The organism is Streptomyces venezuelae (assembly GCF_008642355.1).
Taxonomy (GTDB): domain Bacteria; phylum Actinomycetota; class Actinomycetes; order Streptomycetales; family Streptomycetaceae; genus Streptomyces; species Streptomyces venezuelae_B.
Window position 1 is genome coordinate 1,168,529 of record NZ_CP029193.1, and the last position, 19,609, is coordinate 1,188,137.

A 19,609-nucleotide genomic window follows, 5' to 3' on the forward strand; every position below is an offset into this window, starting at 1 on the left:
AACCGTGACGACGACCCCGTTGCCGCCGAGCCTCACCGCGACCCTCCCCGGCCGCTGCTACACCGACCCGGAGATCTTCCGGCAGGAGCAGGACCGCGTCTTCGAAGCGCTCTGGTTCTGCGCCGTGCGCTCCGCCGACCTCGACCGTCCCGGCGCCTTCCGCACCGTGCAGGTGGGGCGCGAGAGCGTCCTGGTCACGCGCTCCCGCACCGGCGAGCTGCGCGCCTTCCTGAACGTCTGCCGCCACCGCGGCGCCCGTCTGTGCACCGAGGAGTCGGGGCAGGTGCGGCGCGCCCTCCAATGCCCGTACCACGCCTGGACGTACGACCTGGAGGGACGGCTCGTCGCCGCGCCCAACCTGGCGAGGATGCCGGACGTGGACCGTGCCGCCTATGGGCTGATCAAGGTGGCCCTGCGGGAGTGGCTCGGCTACGCGTGGGTGTGCCTGGCCGACGAACCACCCTCCTTCGAAGAGACCGTCATGGGCGCGGCGGTCGAACGGCTCGGCGACGCGGCGGCCATCGACCGCTACGGCACCGAGCGTCTCGCGCTCGGCAAACGCATCTCCTACGATGTGCGCGCCAACTGGAAGCTGATCGTCGAGAACTTCATGGAGTGCTACCACTGCGCGACGATCCACCCCGAACTGACCGACGTCCTGCCGGAGTTCGCGGACGGGTTCGCGGCGCAGTACTACGTGGGGCACGGCGCCGCCTTCGGAGAGGAGGTCGGCGGGTTCACCGTCGACGGCAGCGCGGGCTTCGACCGGCTCCCCGAGGTGTCGCAGGACCAGGACCGCCGCTACTACGCGATCACCGTGAAGCCGACCGTGTTCATCAACCTCGTCCCCGACCACGTGATCCTGCACCGCATGTTCCCGCTGGCCGAGGACCGCACGGTCGTCGAGTGCGACTGGCTGTACGCACCCGACGTCGTCGCCTCCGGTGCGGACCTCACGCACTCCGTGGAGCTCTTCCACCGCGTCAACACGCAGGACTTCGCGGCCTGCGAACGCACCCAGCCCGCGATGGCGTCACGCGCCTACCGCGAGGGCGGGGTACTGGTGCCGACGGAACACCACATCGGGCTCTTCCACGACTGGCTGACGAAACAGCTCGCTACGTAGTGGACGCCTGGACCGGGACGGGCTGTTCCTGGCCTGCGGGCCGCTTGTACATGCGTGTCGCGGTGATCTCCCCGTGCACCGTCTCGCCCTCCGGGTCCTGCTGCGGCAGGCCCGGCCGCAGGTGCTCCTCGACGCTGATGTACTTCAGGCCCGCGCGAAGGTCCGCGTCGTTCCGCAACCGGATGACCAGCGGGAACTCGGCGAGCGCGGTCGTGTCGAACAGGCCGGTCGTGTAGAGCAGCTGCACGCCGAGCGCGTCGGATACGGCCCGCTGGAGCTCCAGGAGGTACGTCGCGTTGGCGCGGCCGATGGGGTTGTCCAGGAAGAGCGTGCCGGCGTGCCGGTGCTTGTCGCGGCCCCGGTCGTTGCTGCGCAGCGCGGCCATCGTGCAGTACAGGGCGATGGCCGCGGTGAGCAGCTGTCCGCCGGAGAACACGTCGCCCATCTGCCCGACGGGAACGCGCTCGGCACGCAGCACGGCGTCCGGCTTGAGGATCTCGACCGCGACACCGCGTGGTTCGAGGGCCGCCTGCACACCGCGCAGCAGCAGGGACATGCCGTCGCGCCGCATGTCCGAGTTCTTCTTCACCGCGGCGCGGGTCGCCTCGTCGATGACCTCGCCGAGCCGCTCCACGAGCGTGGCCTGATCGGGTTCTTCGAAGCGGACCCGCAGGAACTCCTGCCCCGACCACTCGCCCAGGCCCTCGGGCAGGCGGGAGAGGCGCTGCGCGGACCTGAGGGTGGCGAGCGCGGACTCGACGAGGCCGCGCAGCCGGTCGACGATGCTGTCGCGGTTGCGCTCCAGCTGTTCGAGCTCGTCGGTGAGGACGCGGAGCCTGGGTGCGAACGCGTCGGCCCACTTCTTGGCGTGCTCGGGCAGTGCGGACGCGGGCAGTTCGCGGATCTGCTGGCGGGCGGGGGTGCGCACCTGCTCGTACCGCGTCGCGTTCGCGTGCCGTACGAGGATGTCGCCGGCCTCCCGGACGGCGGACTCGGCCGTCGACAGGTCGGCGGCGCAGCCGCGCAGGGACCGGCGGGTCTCCGCGGCGGCCTGCCGGGCCTCCTCCAGGGTGCCCGGGTAGGCCTCGGGGGTCTCTTCGGTGTCGTCCTCGTGGTGTTCGCGCAGGAGGTCGCGGAGCAGGGCCGCGGTCTCGTCGAAGCCGCCGGCGGCGTCCTCGGTGACGCGGTGGGTGTGCAGCAGGGCGGCGTGCGCTTCCTTGGCGCGGCTCAGCGCCTCGGTGTGCGCGGCCAGTTCGCCGGTGGCGGTGCGCAGGAGCGCCTGGGCCTGTTCGGCGTCGGCGGGGACGAGCTCTTCGGGAAGCTCGGTGTGGGCGTCGCCGTCCTCGGGTGCGTGCCGTTCGGCCTCGCCGCGCAGGCGGCCGAGCTGTTCGCTCGCCGTGGAGGCGCGGGCCTCGATCAGCTGGACCTGGGCTTCCGCGCGGGCTGCGGCGGCCTGCCGGGAGGGGCCGTCGGAGCCGTCGGGGCCTTCGAGGAGCAGGGCGGCGCGGGTGCGGACCTTGTTGCTGAGCCGGTCGAGCTCGGCGAGCGCGGCGCTCTCGTCGCTCTCGGCGCGGGCCTGTTCGGCGCGGAGGTCGGCGCCGACGCCCACCTTCTCGTAGAGCTGGGAAGCCGCGCGGTAGGCCTCGCGCAGGGCGGGCAGCGAGGACTTGGGGGCTTCGCTGTCCTCCGGTACGTCCTCGGGGGCGCCGGCGATCTCGGCGCGCTCGGCGCGCAGCGCGCGGGCGGTGCGGCGCGCGTCGTCGGCGGCGCGCTGGGCGGCGCGGCGGTCCTCGTCGGCGGCGCGGGCCCGGTCGAGACAGGTCTGGGCGCGGGCCTCCGACTCCACGGCGTCGTCGGCCAGTTCGCGGAGCTTGGCCTGCCAGCCGGCCCGTTCGCGGAGCCGGAAGGCGAGGCCCGCGAGGGCGTCGGCGACGCGCCTGGCGCGCTGGGCGGCCTCCTGGCGTTCGTCACGCACGCGTGCCGCCTCGCTCGCGGCCTCGTCGGCCTCGGCTCGTGCGGTGCGGGCCTCGGCGAGCTCGGCCTCGGCCTCCGTGGCGAATGCGCGCGCCTCCTCCGCGGCGGTGGCGAGTTCGGCGAGGCGGCCCCTCGGGCAGCCGGTGCGCCAGGAGGCGAGGCGGGCGGCGAGTTCGCGGTCCTTGGCGAGGCGGACGGCGAGCGCGCGGATCTCCTCGTCCCGTCGCGCGGCGCGTGCGCGCAGCGCCTGCCGCTCCTCGTCGGCGGCGTGCTCGTCGTGCATGGCCGGGTTCGGCGGTACGAGGAAGACGCCGCTGTCCGTGGACTGCTCGCCCGGCGTGGGCGCGAGGAGGGCGGCCGCGGTGCCGACGGCGACGGCGGAGCGCGGCAGGAGGGCGGCGTCGGCGAGGGCGTCGCGGGCGCGGGCGTGCGTGTCGGGGTCGGTGATGACGACGCCGTCGACGAGTTCGGGGCGGGCGGCGAGCACGCGCGCGTGGTCGGCGGGGTCGACGGCCTGGGCGAGGTAGCGCCAGCCGGGCAGGGCGGGGATGCCGTGCTCGCCGAGGAACTCGACGGTGGCCAGGACGTCGGGGCCCGGCGGGAGGAGGCCGCCGTCGCCGAGGGCGCCGAGGATGCGGGAGTCGTCGGCGGCCGCGGTGCGCAGGTCGAAGAGCTGGCGTTCGGCGGAGGCGACGCTTTCGTCGAGCAGCTCACGCAGGTCGTCCGCGGAGCGGTCGAGCTCCTCCACGGAGAGGGCGCGTGCGGACAGGGCCTCTTCGGAGTGGGCACTTTCGGTGTGGTCGCCTCCCTGGCGGGGCAGCGGCACCCCGCCGCCCCCACCCGGCAGACTCAGGAGCTCGGCGAGCCGCTGGTTGCCCGCGATGGACTCGGCGGCGCGGCGCTCCGCGTCGTGGGCGGCTTCGGCGGCGGTCGCGGCGTCGGAGGCGCGGGCGGCGGTCAGCTCGGCGCGGGCCTCGGCCGCGGCCGTCTCCTTGGCGTGGTCGGCGGCGCGTCCCGCGGCCTCGCGGGCGGCGTCCCACGCGGCGACGGTGGTCTTCTCGGCGTCGCTCGCGGCGAGTGCGGCGCGGGCCGGGTCGGCGTCGGGGGCGGTGTCGTCGAGCCAGCCCGCGCGGACGGCTTCGGCGGTCTCCTGCTCGACCTCGGCGAGGCGCTGCTTGAGGTGGCCCGCCTCGCTGCGGGCGCGCTGCGCCTCGGTGGCGGCGGCCGTGGCGTCCCGGTGGGCGGTCTCGCCGGTCTCCTGGAGCGCGGCGGAACGCTCCTCCTCTTCGTTGGCGAGGTTCTCCGCGCCTTCGGCGGCGGTGTGCAGGGCGCGGACGAGGTCGGCGGCGGCCTTCGCGCGGGCCGCGAGCGCGGGTGCCGCGTCGCGCTCGGCCTCGCGGATGGCGACGGCCACGCGCGCGGAGCGGTCGGCGGCGGCGCGGTGCCTCAGGACGGCTTCCGCGGCCTGCCAGGCGGCGTGCAGGGTGCGGGCGTCGGCGAGTTCGCGGCGCTGGGCGGCGGCGGCCTTCTCGGCGACGGTGAGCGCCAGCGAGGCGTGCCGGTAGGCCAGTTCGGCGGAGATCAGGGCGCTCTTGCCGCGGGCCCGCTCGGCCTCGGTCACGGTGTGGGCGGCGGCGGTGACCTGCTCGGCCAGGTCGGCTGCGCGGCCACGCTCCTCGACGGCGCGCGCGGAGAGCCTGCGCGCCAGGGTCCGGGTGCGGCGCTCGGCGCCCGCGTGCACGTCACGCGCGCGTGCCCGGGTGTCGGCGGCGTCGACGATGCGGTTCAGGAGGTCCACGGAGCCCGCGGTGAAGTCGCGTTCGGCGATCAGCTCGGCACGGCGCCCGAGCTTGTTGCCGAAGCCGTGGACGAGGTCGGCGAGGCCGTCCGTGTCGCGCGTGTCGGTGACGGCGCGCAGCAGCAGGTCGGTGAAGTCGGAGTCCTTCTTGACGGCGAAGAGGCCCGCGGCCTCGCCCTCGTCGGCGTTCATCTCCCGCTGGTAGCGGAAGAGTTCGGGGTCGAGCCCGAGGTCGCCGAGGTGTTCGTTCCAGCGGTCGTGGATCTCTTCCCAGTGCACTTCGAGGTGCGGGTACGCCTTGACCGCCTCGGTCATGGCGTCGCGGAAGCCCTTCATGGTGCGCCGCCGCCCCTGGGCGCCGGACGCGCCCTCCGCCGAGGGACGGACGGCGGTGGACTCGGCGACGGGCAGCGAGTCCAGGCTCAGGCCGGGGCCGGGCCGGAAGGAGTACCAGGCCTCGGCGAACTTCCGCGGGTCGTTGGAGACCTGCCGGCCGCGCCACTCGCTGACCTTGCCGACGACCACGCACTCGCCCGTCAGGGTGTGCTGCCATTCCAGGGCGACGTGTCCGCAGTCGTCCGCGAGGAGGAACTTGCGCAGCACGCCGGAGCTGGCGCCGCCGAGCGTGTTGCGGTGGCCGGGCAGCATCACCGAGAAGATCAGCTTGAGCAGGACGGACTTGCCGCCGCCGTTCTCCAGGAAGAGCACGCCTGCGGGCGCGGGGCGGCGCGGCGGGCCGACCGGCTCGTCCTCGAAGAACTCCGCCTGGGTGGGCGCGGGGTCGGGCACCTCCGCGCCGACGCCGCGCAGGTCGAGCACGGTGTCGGCGTAGCGCGCACCGGCCGGCCCGATGGAGTAGAGGCGGATCCGGGACAGCTCGTACATGGCGGCGGACTCTCGTCGTAAGTCTTGGGGGGGGCGGCAAGCAAGATGGGGGCCGGAGCCCGGGAGGGGTGGTGTCAGGAGTGGAACGGCAGCCCCGCGTCGGCGGCCAGCTCCAGGTCGTCGGTCTCTTCGGGGGGCAGCAGCGTCGCCGAGCCGTCCGTGACCGGGACGACGCCGAGTTCGAGGAGCTCCGCCATGGCCGCGGTGCCCGCCATGTCGCGGACCTGAAGCTGGTAGCGGGCCGTGGTGCGGTACGTCCCTCCGGAGTCGTCGCCGGTGCGCTGCAGGAACCCGGAGTCGGTGAGGAAGGCGGCTGCCTTGCCGACGATGCCCGTGGTGGATCCCGCGAGGCGGCGGGCGTCCTTGGTGGCGCCGGTCGAGCTGCGGCGGGCCCAGATCCGCCAGGCGGCTTCGAGGCCGGGCGCGTCGGTCGCGGGGTCGGTGTTCTCGCCGTGTTCCTCGGCGCGCTCCTCCAGGCGGTGGCAGGCCTGGCGTACGAAGGCGTCCACTCCGTTGACGGTGACGCGGCCGATGTAGCCGTCGTCGGCGAGGTCCTCGGGGCGCGGGAACGCCATGGCGGCGATGGCGAGGTGGGCGAGGCCGTGCAGGAAGCGGTCGGTGGAGTCGGTGGCCGCGCGGCGGGCGTAGTCGCCCATGCGGACGGCGAAGACGGAGTCCTCCGCGGCGGTCACGGCCATGCCCGCGCGCGGGGACACCTCCAGGACGACGAGCCCGAGGCCGGTGGCGACGGCGTCGGCGAGCCGGGCGAAGGGCGGGTCCTCGCGGTAGCGGCGGAGCAGTTCCGCGTACTCCTGGTCGCGGGCGGGCTGGAGCTTGGGCTGCAGTCCGAAGGCGACGAGCCGTGCGGCGTCGGCGGCGTCGGCCGGGGTGACGGGCGCGGGGGCGGCGGGCGCTGCCGTGGGGTCCGGCTCTCCCCACGCGGCGTGCTCTGCGGGGTGGTCGGTCACGGCGTGTGCTCCTTGGGGGCTGGGGCGAGGGCGAGGTGGAGACGGGGGTCGGTCATGGCCACGCCGAATCCATACGGGTGTGGGCCGGTCATGATCATGCCGCCTCCTTACGGTCGGCCGCCATGCCGACGGCGTCCAGGAGCGCCGTGCCGACGATGAGGTCCGCGCCGCCGAACTCCTCGTCGTCGAGTTCGGTGCCGTCGTCCACGGCGAAGAGCAGCTGCTCCTCCCCCTGGCGGTAGGCGGTGCCGACGGGCGGGCTGGCCGCGTGCACGGCCAGCAGGGCGACCAGGTAGGGCAGTTCGGGGTCGCGGCGCCGGGCGTCGGCAAGGAGGCCGGAGAGCCTGCGCGGCGCGTCGGCGGGCAGGTCGAGCAGCTCCATGGCGCTCGCGAGCTGCTCCTCGCTGAAGCGGCTGTCGTCCGGGGTGGCGATCAGGTCGGGCTCGGGCATCTCCGCGCCGAGGTGCTCGCGCTCCACGGGCGGCGTGAGCAGTATGTCGACGAGGTCGCCGACGCGGACGGAGACCGGCGTGCGCAGCCCGGTGCCGCGCGCGAAGTAGGCATCCGTCACGCGGATCGCCTGCTCGGCGGGGAGCGGCAGGAGGGGGGCCACCAGCTGGCCGTACAGGTCGAGGCCCGTGCGTGCGGTGGGGGTGGCGAAGGCCTGCCGGTCCTGCTCGGCGCGGAAGAGCGGGCCGGCCTCCAGGAGGCGGGACTGCAGCTGGGTGTGGCGGCGGATGCAGTCCTTGACGATGTCGACCAGTTCGGCGGCGCGGCGCTTCTGCTCCGGGTCCTCGGACTCGTCGCGGGCCTTGCGGATGTTGGTCAGGATGGCGTTCTCGTGGCGGTACCGGTCCGCGACGTGGTCGAGCGCTTCGGCGATCATGTCGGGGACGGCCTTGAGCCAGTCCACCGCGCGGACGTTGCGCCGGGTCGCGTCGAGGGCCTTGCGCAGGGTTTCCGAGTACTGGACGGTGCGGTAGCGCGCCTGCTCCGCCGCCAGCTGGGCGTCGGCGAGCCTGCCGCGGCTGATCAGCACCTCCAGCTTCACCTCGGCGGCGATCTGCGCGCTGGTGACGTCGGTGTCGAGGGCGCCCACCAGGACGTTGACCGCTTCGTCGGTCGTCCGCAGGTAGACACTGCCGCCGTGGCCGGGGACCTCTTCGAGGAGCTTGAAGTCGTAGTCCCTGCGGACATACGTCCCGTCCGGGGCGAACGTGCCGTACACGGCGCGGAAGCCGCGGTCGACGCTGCCGACGTTGATCAGGTTCTCCAGGACCCAGCGGGCCACGCGCTCGTGCTCGGCGGCCGGGCGCGCGGGCGCCTGGGCGGCGACGCGCGGGAGGAGCCGGACGACGATCTGCTCGTGGTCGGCGCCGGTGTCGAAGTCCATGTTCAGGGTGACGAGGTCGATGGCGGACAGGGCCACCTCCGCCATCGCGTACACCGAGTACTCACCCGCGAGGTTGGCCTTGCGCACGTCGAGGTCGTGCAGCGGAGCCGTGCAGGCGAGGGCGCGCAGACGGCGCGCCAGGCCCTCGTCGGCGGCCGGGCCCAGAGCGGGCCTCGGCCCCGCGCTGAGCTGGGGCGGAGCGGTGTCCGTAACGGCAGGCGAAGTCACGGTGCACAGACTAGATCCTCGGTCTGACAACGGTCGAAACGGCGCAGATCTGGCAGCGCTCAGCCCGCGGTGCCGGGCCCGGTCCGGACGTACTGCTCGTCCGGTTCAGGCGCCCCGCTCGCCCGCCGCCCCGCGCGTCCCGTACGCGTCGACAACCCGTCGACGCGAGTCGTCGAGGTACTCGACGAGCAGCGCCTCCGCGTCGTCGCGCCGGCCCTTCTGGAGCGCCTCCAGGATCTGTCCGTTGCGGGCGATGTAGGGCTCGTGGAGCCGCCGGGGGTCGTCCACCACGTGGAAGGCGAGGCGCAGTTCGGCGAAGACGCTGCGCATCAGCTCGTCCGTGCGCTCGCTTCCGGCGAGGGCGACGAGTTCCCGGTGGAAGTCGATGTTGGCGGTGGACACACCTTTCCAGTCGCCCGCCCGCGCGGCCCGCCGCCCGTCGGAGACGGCGTCGGCCAGTCCGTCCACGGCGTACGGCGGTGCGCCGAGTCCGCGTACGACCGCGCATTCGACGAGGGCACGGGTGCGGTAGATGTCCTCCACATCCTCATCGGTCAGCATCCGTACGAAGACGCCGCGGTTGAGCTGATGCTCCAGGAGCCGCTCGTGCGTGAGCAGCCGGAACGCCTCCCGCAGCGTGTTGCGGGAGACGCCGAGCGCGCCACCGATGCTGTCCTCGGAGAGCCGTGTGCCGGGCGGGAAGAATCCCGCCGCGATGCGGCTCCGCAGGATGTCCGAGACCCGCTCCGCCGTACTCGTGCGCCCCAGGAGTGCGCGGTCGTCGGCCAGTCCGTTCACGTCACCCGTCCCCTCCGCCATGCCCGGATTCAATCGCAGATGCAAGAACGAGACAACAGGGGTATTGAGGGATCGTTCAACGATCCTCTACGTTGTCGGGCACGGCTCACCGCACCATCCCTCCCCGTCCCCGATCGGTGCCCCTCCCCGTCCCCCACCGCACGACCGCACCACGCCCGCTCCAGCACCCTCCGTCCCTCACCTGTGAGGTGCCCATGAGCACGACCCCACCACCCGAGACGGCCGCCCCGGCCGGACCGCGCCCCGACCGGGGCGAACTCACCGACGACAGCGGCGCCTTCGGCTGGCTGCGCGCCCTCGGTCCGCGCGGGCGCCGCGCCTTCGCCGGCGCCTTCGGGGGCTATGCCCTCGACTCCTACGACTACTTCACGCTGCCGCTGAGCATGGTGGCGCTCGCCGCGTACTTCGGCCTCGACAGCGGCCAGACCGGCCTGTTCACCACCGTCACCCTCGTCGTCTCCGCCGTGGGCGGCGCCGTCGCGGGCGTGGTCGCCGACCGGATCGGCCGCGTCAAGGCCCTGATGATCACCGTCGTCACGTACGCGGTCTTCACTGTCGCCTGCGGTTTCGCGCCCAACTACGAGACGCTGCTCGTCTTCCGTGCCCTCCAGGGGCTCGGGTTCGGCGGCGAGTGGGCGGTCGGCGCGATCCTCGTCGCCGAGTACGCCACCGCCAAGAACCGCGGCCGCACCCTGGGCGCGATCCAGAGCTCCTGGGCCGTGGGCTGGGGACTCGCGGTCATCGTCTACACCGTGGTGTTCCAGTTCCTGGACGACGACATCGCCTGGCGCGTGATGTTCTGGACCGGCGCGCTGCCCGCGCTGCTCGTGATCTACGTACGGCGCAACGTGCACGACGCCCCGGAAGCCGCCGAGGAGCGGCGCAAGAGCGCCGACAAAGGCTCCTTCACGGCCATCTTCAAGCCGGGACTGCTGCGCACCACGTTCTTCGCGGTGCTCCTGTCGACCGGTGTGAAGGGCGGCTATTACACGCTGGCCACCTGGGTGCCGACGTACCTCAAGAGTGACCGCGGCCTCACCGTCGTCGGCACCGGCGGCCATCTGACCTTCCTGATCTCCGGCGCCTTCATCGGCTACCTGACCGGCGGCTACCTCACCGACAAGCTCGGCAGGAAGCGGAACATCACCCTCTTCGCGTTCCTCTCCGCGGCCAGCATCCTGGCGTACACGAACATCCCGGACGGCGCCAACGGCCTTCTCCTTGTGCTCGGTTTCCCGTTGGGCTTCTGCATGTCGGCGATTTTCAGCGGCTTCGGCTCGTTCCTCAGCGAGCTGTACCCGGCCGCCGTCCGCGGCACGGGACAGGGCTTCACGTACAACACCGGGCGCGCGGTCGGCGCGGTCTTTCCCACCATGGTCGGATTCCTCGCCGACAGCTGGGGCGTCGGCGGAGCGCTGGTCTTCGGAGCCGTCGGTTATGGACTCGCCGTCCTGGCGCTGCTCGGTCTGCCGGAGACGCGCGGAAGGGAGCTCCTGTGAGCCGCGAGACGCGCACCACGCCGTCGATCCGCAGCGCCAAGAAGGCGCGCGCCGCCTTCCGCGCGGGCGACACGAGTCCCACCGCGGGCCGGGCCGAGGGCTTCACCCAGGCCAACCTCATCTCCGTGCCCGCCGACTGGGCGTACGAGATGCTCCTGTTCTGTCAGCGCAACCCCAAACCGTGCCCGGTCCTCGACGTCACGGACGCGGGTTCCTGGGGCACCCCGCTCGCCCCCGGCGCCGATCTCCGCACCGACCTGCCGCTCTACCGCGTGTGGGAGCACGGTGAACTGACCGCCGAGCCCACGGACGTGGTCGACCACTGGCGTGACGACCTGGTGACGTTCCTCATCGGGTGCAGTTTCACCTTCGAGTGGGCGCTCGCCGACGCAGGCGTCCCGTTGCGCCACATCGAGCAGGGCCGCAACGTCCCGATGTACGTCACCGACCGCCCCTGCCGTCCCGCTGGGCGCCTGCACGGTCCGATGGTGGTGTCGATGCGCCCCGTGCCGCCGGGCCGGCTCGCCGACGCCATCAGGGAGAGCTCGCTGATGCCCGCGGTGCACGGCAGCCCGGTGCACTGCGGCGACCCCGGCGGGCTCGGCATCGAACACCTGGGCCGGCCCGACTTCGGCGACGCGGTGGCCCTCGAACCCGACGACATTCCGGTGTTCTGGGCGTGTGGAGTGACCCCGCAGGCGGCAGTAATGGCATCGCGGCCGCCTTTCGCGATCACGCACGCGCCGGGCCGGATGTTCGTCACCGACGCCCGGGACGAGCAGTACCGCGTGGTGTGACCGCCGAGAACACTGGAGGCTTACGTCAAGCACTGGAGGCATACGTCGATGAGCGCGCCCCTGATCGATCTCAACGCCGACCTCGGCGAGGGCTTCGGCCGCTGGCATCTCACGGACGACGAGGAGCTGCTGTCCGTCGTCACGAGCGCCAACGTGGCCTGCGGTTTCCACGCCGGGGACCCGGCCACCATGCGCCGGGTGTGCGACCGCGCCGCCGAGCGCGGGGTACGGATCGGCGCGCAGGTGTCCTACCGGGACCTGGCGGGCTTCGGGCGGCGCGCCATGGACGTGCCGCCCGCGGAGCTGGCGGCCGAAGTGGCGTACCAGATCGGCGCCCTGGAGGTGTTCGCCCGCGCGGCGGGCACGCGCGTGGCGTACGTGAAGCCGCACGGCGCGCTCTACAACCGCGTCGTCCACGACGAGGAACAGGCCCGCGCGGTCGTCGAGGGCGTACTGCTCGCCGATGCCGCGCTGCCCGTCCTCGGACTCCCGGGATCGTCCCTTCTGAAGACGGCGGACAAGGCCGGTCTGCCCGTCGTCACCGAGGCCTTCGCGGACCGCGCCTACACCGACGAGGGCACGCTGGTTCCCCGTACCCGGGAAGGAGCGGTCGTCACGGAGGCGGACGCCGTCGTCGCACGGTCCGTCGCAATGGCCCGGTCCGGTGTCGTCACCTCGCTCGGGGGCCGCGAGATCGAGGTCCGCGCGCGGTCGCTGTGCCTGCACGGCGACACTCCGGGGGCGGTGGATCTGGCCCGCCGGGTGCGGGCCGAGCTGGAGTCGGCGGGCGTGCACGTGGCGGCGTTCGCATGAGGGCCCTGCCGGTCGGCGAGCGGGCCCTGCTCGTCGAACTCTCCGACGGCGCCGAGGCCCAGGCCCTCCACGCCGAGCTGCTGCGCCGCCGCGCGTCGGGCGCCCTACGGGTCCGCGAGATCGTTCCCGCGGCCCGTACGGTGCTCCTCGACGGTCTCGACGAGCCCGGCCACATCGGCGCGGAGCTGCCCGGCTGGGACATCCCACCGCTGCCCCCGCGTGCGGGAACGGTCCTGGAGGTACCGGTGCGGTACGACGGACCGGATCTCGCGGACGTGGCGGCGCACTGGGGCGTGCCCGTCGCCGAAGTGGCGCGGATCCACTCCGCCGCCGAATTCCGCGTCGCGTTCTGCGGGTTCGCCCCCGGCTTCGGCTATCTCACCGGGCTGCCCGAGCGTTACGAAGTACCGCGCCGGGCCACGCCCCGCACCAGCGTCCCCCGGGGCAGCGTCGCCCTGGCGGGCCCGTACACGGGCGTCTACCCGCGTGCGTCGCCCGGCGGCTGGCAGCTCATCGGCTCCACGGACCTCGTGCTGTGGGACCACGCGCGCGTGCCCGCCGCACTGCTCTCCCCCGGCGTCCGCGTCCGCTTCGTGCCCCGTACGTCCCCGACGGACCCGGCAGCGGGGACGTGATGACCGACCACGCACTCGCCGTCGTGCGCCCCGGAGCCCTGACCACCGTGCAGGACCTCGGGCGCCCCGGGCACGCCCATCTCGGGGTGCCCCGCTCCGGAGCCCTCGACCCGCCGGCGGCCCGCCTGGCCAACCGCCTGGTGGGCAATCCGCCCGAGGCGGCCGTCCTGGAGACCACCCTCGACGGCTGTGCAGTACGTCCACGCAGGACCGTGACGGCCGCTGTCGGCGGCGCGCCCTGTCCCGTGACCGTGGACGGCAGGCCCGCGCCCTGGGGAGCGCCGGTGCGGGTGCCCGCGGGAGCACTTCTCGACGTCGGAACCGCTGTCTCCGGAGTACGTTGCTATGTCGCGTTCGACGGCGGCGTGACCGTCGACCCGGTGCTCGGCAGCCGCTCCACTGACCTGCTCTCCGGACTCGGCCCGCCCCCGCTCGCGCCGGGCGCCGTCCTCCCCCTGGGACGGCCGGGCGCCGTCCACGCACGCGTGGACCTCGTTCCGCAGCCCGCGCCGCCGCGGGAGCTGGTGCTCCGGGTGACGCTCGGGCCGCGCGCGGACTGGTTCACGGCGGCGGCGCTGGACACGTTCACCACGCGCGCGTACACGGTGTCCTCGGCGAGCAACCGCATCGGGCTGCGCACCGAGGGCCCGGCCCTGGAACGGGCCTGCGAGGGCGAGTTGCCCAGTGAGGGCATGGTGCTGGGCGCCGTGCAGGTCCCGCCGGACGGCAGACCCGTCGTCTTCCTGGCCGACCACCCGACCACCGGGGGCTACCCGGTGGTCGCCGTGGTCCGCGAGAGCGACCTGGCCGCGGCGGCCCAGGCCCGGCCGGGCACGCCCGTCCGTTTCGTCGCCGCAGGGCGGCGGCTGCCCCGGCGGGTTGCCTAGAGCGCCGTCACACGGCTGCGTCCGGGCCGATCCTGCTGCGCACCGCCGTCTGTACGTCGTCCTCCTCGGCGGGGTCCGCGGCGAGCCTCCTGAGGCGGTTGACGACGCGGGCGTCACCGGTCTCGGCGTGCCGTGCGGCGACTTCGCGGGTGGACTCCTCGCAGTCCCAGAGGCACTCGACGGCGAAGCCGGAGGCGAAGGAGGGGTCGGTGGCGGCGAGCGCGCGTGCGGCGCGGCCGCGGAGGTGGGAGGAGGCGGTCTCTCGGTAGACGTGCCGCAGCACGGGGGCGGCGCAGGCGATGCCGAGGCGTCCCGCGCCGTCGACGAGGGTCCACAGGGTCGGTGCGTCCGGGCCTTCGCCGCGGACGGCCTCGCGGAGCGCGGCGAGGACCGGCTTGCTGTCCTGCGCGCCGCCCCGGCAGGCGAGCACGCGTCCGGCGGCCGCGCCCAGGCCGTCGGGTCGGCAGGCCCAGCGTCGGGCGCGCTCGACGGCGGCGACGCTGCGCATTCGTTCGAACGCGTCGGTGGCGGCGTCCGCCACGACGTGTGACGGGCCTTCCGCGGCGTACTCGATGAGGTCGAGGACGGCGGGGTCGTGGGTGTCCGCGAGGTAGCGCAGGGCGGTGCCGCGCGCCCCGTCGGAGCCGTTGCGGGCGGCTTCGAGGATCTCGGCGCGGTCCTCGGGCCCGGCGACCGCGGTCAGGCAGCGGGCCGCGGGCACGTACAGGACGGTGCCCCGCTCCAGGCCCTCCTGCGCCCAGTCGAAGACGGCCTGGACGCTCCAGCCGGGGCGCGGCCCCGAGGGCCGCATCTGGCGCTGCCACCGGTCGAAGGAGCCCTGTTCCCGCGCGGCTCGCACACGGGCACCGATGTCGGCGCGGGGATCCTCCTCCCAGAGGCGCCAGGGCCTGGGTTCGTAGGCGTCGCGGACGGCGGCGGCCAGGTCGGCCTCGCCCTCGGCGTCGGGGGCGAACCTGGCGAGCACGGGGGCCGCGAGGGCCCGCAGGCCCGCGTCGGTGTCACGCAGTGCCAGCTCGTCGAGGGCCCAGGCCCAGTTGGAGCCGAACGCCGCGTACCTCCGCAGGAGCTCGAGGGCCTCCTGCCTGCCGTACGAGGCGAGGTGCCCGAGGACGGCGAGGGCGAGTCCGGTGCGCGAGTCGTCCGTGTCCAGGACGTCCTCGGCATCGAAGAGGTGCCGCTCGATCTCTCCGAGCCCGCCGTGCAGGTCGAGGTAGAGCCGGGCGTAGTACAGCGAACGGTTCTCCACCTGCCAGTCGTGGCGGGGATCGTTCAGCACGCAGTGGGCGAGGGCGGTGAGCGCCTCGGAGCGCGGGGCGGTGAGCGCGTGCAGGGTGCCGTCGCCGCGGCCCCGCTGCAGCAGGCCGAGCAGCGTACCGCTGGGCGCTATGACCGGATCGAACATGGGAAACAGCCTCACATCAAGCGTCGACGCAACCGGGAATCACGCATTACCTGGCCGTGCGCCAACACGTCGGGCCGCCCGCCGTCTTTTGCTTGTCGAAGACCATCTTCCTCTGCCTCTCGTCGGTGGCCCAGGGGTTCCCGGACGGGAGGTCCGGGGGCGGGCCGCTCACGGTCCACGCGGTGCGGCACCATCTGCCCCACCGTCGCGTCCGTGAATCACGTCGTCATGATGACCCGGCGGTCAGGTCCGCCGCGACCACATTTCCAGCGCCCCCGTCGTTGCTGGTCAGGTACCCGGTTCAGGCGGCCCCGAACAGCTGCAGCAGCTCCGCCTTCCCGAACATCCGGGCCGTGTCGACCGCCGAAGGAGTTCCGGCGGCGGGATCCGCGCCACCGTCCAGGAGGGCCCGGATCACCGTGTCCTCGCCCTTGAAGACGGCTCCGGCGAGCGGGGTCTGGCCCCGGTCGTTGGCCCGGTTGACGTCCGCGCCGCGCTCCACGAGGGCGCGGACCGCGTCGGCGTGCCCGTGGTAGGCCGCCAGCATCACCAGCGAGTCGCCGCTGTCGTTCGTGAGGTTCGCGGGGACGCCCGCGTCCACGTAGGCGGCGAGGGCCGCTGCGTCGCCCTGACGTGCCAGATCGAAGATCTTGGTCGCCAGCTCCACGACCTCGGGGTCGGGGGCTTCGCTCATGGGGGCGTTCCGCCTTTCCGGCTTTTCGGGTGCGTCTGCCTGTGCAGCCGTACGAGTGAATCGACAGGGTACTGCCCCGCCGGGCACATGACCCGGGCCGACCGAGGCAAAGATCACGCGGAGGCGCGCGGACCGCTCGGAACCGCCGCCACGGCCGGATCGGGCTCCGCCATTAGAGGGAAATCCTGAGAAATTGACCCATTTGCACCTTTTATCGTATGGATACATGCTGTGAACCTGGAAGAACTCATGGTGACTGTCCCCACCAAACCAGGAGAACCGTCATGGTCCTTTCCATCTCGGGCGTCGTACTGCTCGGAATCATCGTCTTCCTCTTCTTCCGCAAGGACGGACTCAAGGCGTCGCACGCGGTGGTCTGCGCCCTCTTCGGCTTCTTCATGGCGGGCACGGCGATCGCCCCGAGCATCAAGGCCGGCAGCGCGAGCCTGGCGAGCCTCCTCGGCGGGATCAAGTTCTGACCGTCCCGCTTTCGTACGCACCTCCAGGAGACAGACGTGGCCAGGCGCCCACTCCCCCGCATTCTGAGCAACGGCACCGCATCCATCGCCCGGAGCAGGGAGCTGGCACGGTCGGCGGCCGACAGCGCCACGGACGTCCTCCATCCGCTGATCACGATCACCCGTGGACTGCGCCGGCTGGCCGCCGCCGGGCGGCGCAGATGGGCCGACACCCCCAAGGACAAGCGGGGACCGCTGCTGTTCCTCGCGGCCTCCGTGGTCCTGGTCGTGGCGCTCGTGCCGTACGGGCCGCTGCTCGCCCTCGTCTCCCTGATGGGGGCGGCGGCCTGGACGGGCCGCGAGCGCACAGCTCCGGAGCCGACGGGACCGGACGAGGCACAGGTGCAGCGGCTGCAGTCCCTCTACGAAGCGCTCGTCCCGTACTTCTCGGTCCCCGAGGACCCCGCCCCGCTCTTCGCGCACGGCGGTGAATGGGACAAGGCGTTCGTCGAGCACGACTTCGACGACACCGGGCGCATCTCCCGGCTCGTGGTGCGCTATCCCGCGTACTTCACGGACGGCGAGGCCGAGTCCCGCGCACGGATCGAACAGCTGCTGCACGCCAAGGCGGGGCGTGGCCGTGAGTACCACTTCCTGTGGGACGAGGAGGGCAACCGGCTCACCGTCACGGTGCTCGCCCCGCTGCCCACCGACATCGCGGCCCAGCGCTTCGTCACCGCTCCGGGGGAGACCGTCCTCGGCTTCACCGACGAGACCGGCGTCCAGCGCACCCTGCCGCTGTCCGACGGTGCGGAACAGCGCGACGTACCCCCCGTCGTGTGGCGCACCGGCATCCGCTCCACCGAGCCGCACCTGCTGATCGCCGGTCAGCCGGGCAGCGGCACGACGACGCTGCTGCGCTCCATCGCCCTCCAGGCGCTGCAGTACGGCGACGTGCTCATCGTCGAGGGCAGCGGCACCGGTGACTACGCCTGCCTGACCGGCCGTGACGGGGTCCTCGCCATCGAGTGCGGGCTCACCGGGGCGCTCGCCAGCCTCGAATGGGCGGCGCACGAGACCGAGCGCAGGCTCATCGCGGCGAACCGCGCGCGGCAGGCGGGCCACCCGCCGCCGGAGGACACCAAGCGCCCCCTGTGGCTCCTCCTCGACCGCCCGAGCTCGCTCGGCGACCTCGCCGCGGCCGACGGGCGCACGGACCCCCAGTCGCTGCTGCAGGTCCCGCTGCGGCACGGCAGGGCGGCCAATGTGACGGTCGTGGTCGCCGACCAGCTGGACGCTCTGGACTCGCTGAGCGAGGCCGTGCACCAGCACACCCGCGCGCGCGTGGTGCTGGGTTACGCCACCGTCGACCAGTTGGAGGACGTCCTCGGAACGCCTCCCCACACGACGCCGACGATGGACGTCCCACCCGGGCGCGGCTATGCCCGGCTCGGCGCGGGCACGGTGCACCGCCTCCAGGTGCCCGCGACACCCGATCCGTACGACGACGCGACCAGCGAGGCCCACCGCAGGGCCGTCATGGAACTGCTGCCGGAACGGAGCACCCCGCCGGACGAGACGGAGGCCGCCACCCCCGAGGCCACGGAGGCGGAACCGGTCCCCGCCGAGAGTTAGGCCCTACCGCCCTCCTGCGGAAGACGCGCGTCAGGCGACGAACGGGTGCGTGACCTGCGCGCCCGCGCCGACGCCCGTCTCGACCAGCCGGGCCGCCGCCGCCAACCGCACCGCCGCCTCCTCGGCGACCGCGCCTCCCACGGTGAACGGCAGCCGCACGTATCCCTCGAAGGCCCCGTCCACCCCGAAGCGCGGCCCTGAAGGCACCCGTACGCCCACCCGCTCGCCCACCTCGGCGAGCCGCGACCCGGACACGCCCCCGGTGCGCACCCACAGGGTGAGACCGCCGCGCGGCACCGCGAACTCCCAGTCGGGGAGCTCGCGGCGGACGGCGGCGACCAGTGCGTCGCGGTTGCCCCTGGCCTGCTCCCTGCGCACGTCCACGGCGGCCTGCCAGCCGCCGGTGTTCAGGAGCCAGTTCACGGCGAGCTGTTCGAGGACCGGGGTGCCGAGGTCGGCGTACGCGCGCGCGGCGACGAGGCTGCGGATCACGTCGGGCGCGGCCCGCACCCAGCCGATGCGCATGCCGGCCCAGAAGGCCTTGCTGGCCGAGCCGACGGTGATGACGGTGGAGCCCGCGGGGTCGAAGCCGCAGACCGGGCGCGGCATGGCGAGGTCCTCGTCGAGGCCGAGCTCGCTCATCGTCTCGTCGACGACGAGGACGGTGCCCGCGGACCGGGCCGCCTCGACGAGCTGCCTGCGCTGGTCCTCGTCCGCGAGCGCGCCCGTGGGGTTGTGGAAGTCCGCGACGACGTACGCGAGCCGGGGCGCCGCATCGCGCAGGACCTGGCGCCAGCGGTCCATGTCCCAGCCCTGAAGTCCTTCGGCCATGGCGACGGGGACGAGGCGGGCGCCCGCCTCGCGCATCAGCTGGAGGATGTTGGCGTACGACGGGGACTCCACGGCGATGCGTTCGCCGCGGCCCGCGAAGAGGTGGCAGATGGCGTCGATGGCGCCCATCGCGCCGGTGGTCACCATGATCTGTTCGGGCATGGTGGGGATCCCGCGCGCGGTGTAGCGCTCGGCGAGCATCTCGCGCAGGGCGGGCAGGCCCGCGGGGTAGTCGCCGTGCGTGTGGGCGTACGGCGGGAGGGCTTCGAGGGCACCCTGGACCGCGCGGGTGAGCCAGGGTTCGGGCGCCGGCAGCGCGGCACAGCCGAGATCGATCATGGAACCTAGCGCCTCGGGCGGCAGCGGCTCGAGCCCGCGCGCGGGGAGGGGGTTTCCGGCGGGTACGGCGGTCCAGCTGCCCGCTCCCCTGCGGGATTCCAGGAACCCTTCGGTGCGCAGCGCTTCGTAGGCGGCTGCCACGGTGGTGCGGCTCACGGCGAGGGCGACCGCGAGTTCACGCTCGGCGGGCAGGCGCGCGGCGACCGGTACGCGCCCTTCGAGCACGAGGAGACGGATGCCGTCGGCCAGGGCCCGGTAGGCGGGCGGGCGGCGCGAACCGGTGCCCACGGGCCGGTCCTGTTGGGAGGCGAGGAGACGGGCGAGCTGCGTCGACCCCATTGCCGAAGTCCACTGAGCCATGATTCCCAGTCCACCTTCCCTGAATTGGCCATGGTTGGCTTCTCCGT

The 19,609-nt window shown here is 73.5% G+C and carries 15 protein-coding genes; 8 read left to right on the top strand and 7 right to left on the bottom strand.

Going from position 1 to position 19,609, the window contains the following annotated elements:
* Window positions 1-4 precede the first annotated feature (4 nt).
* Window positions 5-1,126, top strand: coding sequence for an aromatic ring-hydroxylating oxygenase subunit alpha (locus DEJ47_RS05435; RefSeq protein ID WP_165283488.1), 1,122 nt, complete (start codon window positions 5-7; stop codon window positions 1,124-1,126).
* Here the strand turns inward: DEJ47_RS05435 and DEJ47_RS05440 are convergent.
* From DEJ47_RS05440 to DEJ47_RS05455, 4 genes are all read right to left on the bottom strand, one after another.
* A complete protein-coding gene (locus tag DEJ47_RS05440; protein WP_150165463.1) occupies window positions 1,119-5,783 on the bottom strand; it encodes a hypothetical protein in 4,665 nt (1,554 codons plus the stop codon). The two genes, DEJ47_RS05435 and DEJ47_RS05440, sit on opposite strands and share 8 nt — an antisense overlap.
* Before the next feature lie 74 nt (window positions 5,784-5,857).
* Complete coding sequence (locus DEJ47_RS05445) at window positions 5,858-6,751, bottom strand: hypothetical protein (protein WP_150165465.1); 894 nt, start codon at window positions 6,749-6,751, stop codon at window positions 5,858-5,860.
* 94 nt (window positions 6,752-6,845) lie between these two features.
* Window positions 6,846-8,372, bottom strand: coding sequence for a hypothetical protein (locus tag DEJ47_RS05450; protein ID WP_150165467.1), 1,527 nt, complete (start codon window positions 8,370-8,372; stop codon window positions 6,846-6,848).
* 105 nt (window positions 8,373-8,477) lie between these two features.
* A complete protein-coding gene (locus DEJ47_RS05455) occupies window positions 8,478-9,191 on the bottom strand; it encodes a GntR family transcriptional regulator (RefSeq protein WP_150165469.1) in 714 nt (237 codons plus the stop codon).
* Window positions 9,192-9,385: 194 nt separating this feature from the next.
* On the opposite strand from DEJ47_RS05455, the gene DEJ47_RS05460 reads away from it, so the two are divergent.
* From DEJ47_RS05460 to DEJ47_RS05480, 5 genes are read left to right on the top strand one after another with little or no spacing between them, the layout of a single operon-like run.
* Window positions 9,386-10,690: an MFS transporter gene (locus DEJ47_RS05460; protein WP_150165471.1), complete on the top strand. Its 1,305-nt coding sequence runs from the start codon at window positions 9,386-9,388 to the stop codon at window positions 10,688-10,690.
* On the top strand, window positions 10,687-11,487 hold the full coding sequence (locus tag DEJ47_RS05465) for a putative hydro-lyase (RefSeq protein WP_150165473.1): 801 nt from the start codon (window positions 10,687-10,689) through the stop codon (window positions 11,485-11,487). Before DEJ47_RS05460 ends, DEJ47_RS05465 begins: the two co-directional genes overlap by 4 nt.
* 48 nt (window positions 11,488-11,535) lie before the next feature.
* Window positions 11,536-12,300: a LamB/YcsF family protein gene (locus DEJ47_RS05470; protein ID WP_150165475.1), complete on the top strand. Its 765-nt coding sequence runs from the start codon at window positions 11,536-11,538 to the stop codon at window positions 12,298-12,300.
* On the top strand, window positions 12,297-12,935 hold the full coding sequence (locus tag DEJ47_RS05475) for a 5-oxoprolinase subunit B family protein (protein WP_150165477.1): 639 nt from the start codon (window positions 12,297-12,299) through the stop codon (window positions 12,933-12,935). The genes DEJ47_RS05470 and DEJ47_RS05475 overlap by 4 nt, the downstream gene beginning before the upstream one ends.
* Window positions 12,935-13,822, top strand: coding sequence for a biotin-dependent carboxyltransferase family protein (locus tag DEJ47_RS05480; protein WP_150165479.1), 888 nt, complete (start codon window positions 12,935-12,937; stop codon window positions 13,820-13,822). Before DEJ47_RS05475 ends, DEJ47_RS05480 begins: the two co-directional genes overlap by 1 nt.
* 7 nt (window positions 13,823-13,829) lie before the next feature.
* On the opposite strand, the gene DEJ47_RS05485 is transcribed toward DEJ47_RS05480, so the two are convergent.
* Together DEJ47_RS05485 and DEJ47_RS05495 are read right to left on the bottom strand one after the other, a co-directional pair.
* On the bottom strand, window positions 13,830-15,245 hold the full coding sequence (locus DEJ47_RS05485) for a HEAT repeat domain-containing protein (RefSeq protein WP_150165481.1): 1,416 nt from the start codon (window positions 15,243-15,245) through the stop codon (window positions 13,830-13,832).
* Between the two features lie 301 nt (window positions 15,246-15,546).
* On the bottom strand, window positions 15,547-15,939 hold the full coding sequence (locus DEJ47_RS05495) for an ankyrin repeat domain-containing protein (RefSeq protein ID WP_150165483.1): 393 nt from the start codon (window positions 15,937-15,939) through the stop codon (window positions 15,547-15,549).
* Window positions 15,940-16,223: 284 nt separating this feature from the next.
* Here DEJ47_RS05495 and DEJ47_RS05500 point away from each other — a divergent pair, with 284 nt between their 5' ends.
* Window positions 16,224-16,418 carry a hypothetical protein gene (locus tag DEJ47_RS05500; protein ID WP_030789254.1) on the top strand — a complete coding sequence of 65 codons (195 nt, stop codon included), beginning with the start codon at window positions 16,224-16,226 and terminating at the stop codon, window positions 16,416-16,418.
* A gap of 36 nt (window positions 16,419-16,454) precedes the next feature.
* Entirely contained in the window at window positions 16,455-18,032 is a 1,578-nt protein-coding gene (locus tag DEJ47_RS05505; RefSeq protein WP_150165485.1) for an ATP-binding protein, read from the top strand.
* Window positions 18,033-18,062: 30 nt separating this feature from the next.
* On the opposite strand, the gene DEJ47_RS05510 is transcribed toward DEJ47_RS05505, so the two are convergent.
* Complete coding sequence (locus tag DEJ47_RS05510) at window positions 18,063-19,562, bottom strand: PLP-dependent aminotransferase family protein (RefSeq protein ID WP_150165487.1); 1,500 nt, start codon at window positions 19,560-19,562, stop codon at window positions 18,063-18,065.
* Between the last annotated feature and the right edge of the window lie 47 nt (window positions 19,563-19,609).

Bases quoted from the DNA above. Each gene is read 5' to 3' on its own strand.
- DEJ47_RS05440 (WP_150165463.1), bottom strand. From the start codon at position 5,783: ATGTACGAGCTGTCCCGGATCCGCCTCTACTCCATCGGGCCGGCCGGT.
- DEJ47_RS05455 (WP_150165469.1), bottom strand. From the start codon at position 9,191: ATGGCGGAGGGGACGGGTGACGTGAACGGACTGGCCGACGACCGCGCA.
- DEJ47_RS05460 (WP_150165471.1), top strand. From the start codon at position 9,386: ATGAGCACGACCCCACCACCCGAGACGGCCGCCCCGGCCGGACCGCGC.
- DEJ47_RS05470 (WP_150165475.1), top strand. From the start codon at position 11,536: ATGAGCGCGCCCCTGATCGATCTCAACGCCGACCTCGGCGAGGGCTTC.
- DEJ47_RS05475 (WP_150165477.1), top strand. From the start codon at position 12,297: ATGAGGGCCCTGCCGGTCGGCGAGCGGGCCCTGCTCGTCGAACTCTCC.
- DEJ47_RS05480 (WP_150165479.1), top strand. From the start codon at position 12,935: ATGACCGACCACGCACTCGCCGTCGTGCGCCCCGGAGCCCTGACCACC.
- DEJ47_RS05485 (WP_150165481.1), bottom strand. From the start codon at position 15,245: ATGTTCGATCCGGTCATAGCGCCCAGCGGTACGCTGCTCGGCCTGCTG.
- DEJ47_RS05495 (WP_150165483.1), bottom strand. From the start codon at position 15,939: ATGAGCGAAGCCCCCGACCCCGAGGTCGTGGAGCTGGCGACCAAGATC.
- DEJ47_RS05500 (WP_030789254.1), top strand. From the start codon at position 16,224: ATGGTCCTTTCCATCTCGGGCGTCGTACTGCTCGGAATCATCGTCTTC.
- DEJ47_RS05510 (WP_150165487.1), bottom strand. From the start codon at position 19,562: ATGGCTCAGTGGACTTCGGCAATGGGGTCGACGCAGCTCGCCCGTCTC.